Annotated in this window: 1 protein-coding gene and 1 rRNA gene; both read left to right on the top strand. The window is 32.4% G+C overall.

The genetic code is table 11. The features are described 5' to 3' along the window. The first annotated feature begins 389 nt into the window (after positions 1-389). Positions 390-1,319 carry a DMT family transporter gene (locus ABH959_RS29380; protein ID WP_113938659.1) on the top strand — a complete coding sequence of 310 codons (930 nt, stop codon included), beginning with the start codon at positions 390-392 and terminating at the stop codon, positions 1,317-1,319. Between the two features lie 410 nt (positions 1,320-1,729). Further along, positions 1,730-1,799, top strand: a 16S ribosomal RNA gene (locus tag ABH959_RS29385); the annotation flags it as partial.

A 1,799-nucleotide genomic window follows, 5' to 3' on the forward strand; every position in this document is an offset into this window, starting at 1 on the left:
AAAACCTAAGTCGTTTCGACTTAGGTTTTTTTGTGTTTATTTTTATTTACCGAAGGTTAAAATTCATAAATTTAATAATCCTAAAGACGAAAAAAAGACGAAAAAAGAATGAAATAGAAACGGTATAAAATAAAATTTGGATATTAAAGTGATAAGAAGGTTATAAAGTAATACGTTTAAATATAAATTGAAGGTAAGGATTACCTTTTTATGTTGATTTAGTTGTCGAATGAACAATGATGTTTTTGATTTAATATGAAAAGGTTATGCGAAAAATGGCTGGATGGCTATTTTTCGCATAACCTTTTTGTGGTTTTAAAGGATTTTACTTAAGAAAAAATCTATAATTAAGGTAGTTAACATATACTTTTTGATGGGTGTGGGGGATTATGAAAGAAATATGCATGTTATTAGTGGCTGTTATATTATGGGGGACGGCAATTGCGCCAACGAAATGGGCATTAGAATCTATTCAACCATTTACTTTGTTATTTATTCGTCTTTTCCTCGCAGGGGGAATTTGTATGCTTTTTTCATATGGCCAACTTCAAAAAGCAATCGTACATAAACATATTCCATGGAAAAGAATGAGTTTGCTATCTTTTACTGGTGTAGCTGGGTATTTTATGTTCACATCCTACGGGATTTCTTTAACAAGTGGATTACATGTTAGTATCATTGATGCTGCATTGCCGTTAGTTACAATTCTTTTTTCAGCTTTCTTTTTGAAAGAGAAAATTCAGCCGAATTATTGGATTGGTATTATATTGGGGGCTATAGGGGTACTTCTTATAACAATTTCATCTAACAATGCTGATCAAGAGGTATCTTTAATAGGAGATATCCTTATTTTATTAAGCACCTTCTTATTTGCTTTTTATACAGTATTGTTAAAACAACCGAAACAGGAACGGTATCTATCAAACAAGGTTTTTACAACATTAACTTTAATTATTGGATCGGTTATTTTATTACCATTTGCAATGGTAGAAACTTTTTATTACGGTTTCCCAAAGATTGAAACCTGGAAGACTGGACTTAGTGTAATGTATCTTGTTATTGGAGCAACAATTTTAGCATATTGGTTTTGGAATAAAGCACTAGAGAGAGTTTCAGCATCAGTAAGTGGATTATATTTAAATGCATTACCGCTAATAAGTATTGTTGCTTCAATTGTTCTATTAAATGAATCTTTAACGTGGAGAATAGTAATAGGCGGCGGCTTAGTCTTATTTGGAGTGGTATGGGCGGATAAAAGTAAATTAATTGATCTATTTATCAATTCCCGACAGAAAACTCCCACCTCAAGGAATCAGTAGGACGATAGTTTAAATAGAAAGGGGGAGTTCAAGAGTTTAAAGAGTGCATGTATATAATGTGTAATCAAAAGGGCGTCTTGTATGTAATGGGATGTCCTTGTTTATTATTTTCAGTGAAATGGAGAAATTGAAGGACTGAAATTAATATAGAAAATACCTTTGGAATTATTTTTATTATTAATTGAATAAAAGGTGTTGACGATTAGCTTATAGAGGTGTAATATAGGACAAGTCGCCGATAGCAACAACGAAGAAAGCGACAAAAGAAATAAAAAAACTTGGTTGACATTGAAATATGAAAATGTTAACATAAGGGAGTCGCAAATGAGCGACAAACAAGTTCTTTGAAAACTGAACGAAACAAACAACGTGAACGTCAATTTTTTTTTTAGATGCTAGACAAACTAACTTTATTGGAGAGTTTGATCCTGGCTCAGGATGAACGCTGGCGGCGTGCCTAATACATGCAAGTCGAGCGAA

This window comes from Bacillus sp. RC51 (genome assembly GCF_044908115.1).
Lineage (GTDB): Bacteria > Bacillota > Bacilli > Bacillales > Bacillaceae_G > Bacillus_A > Bacillus_A mycoides.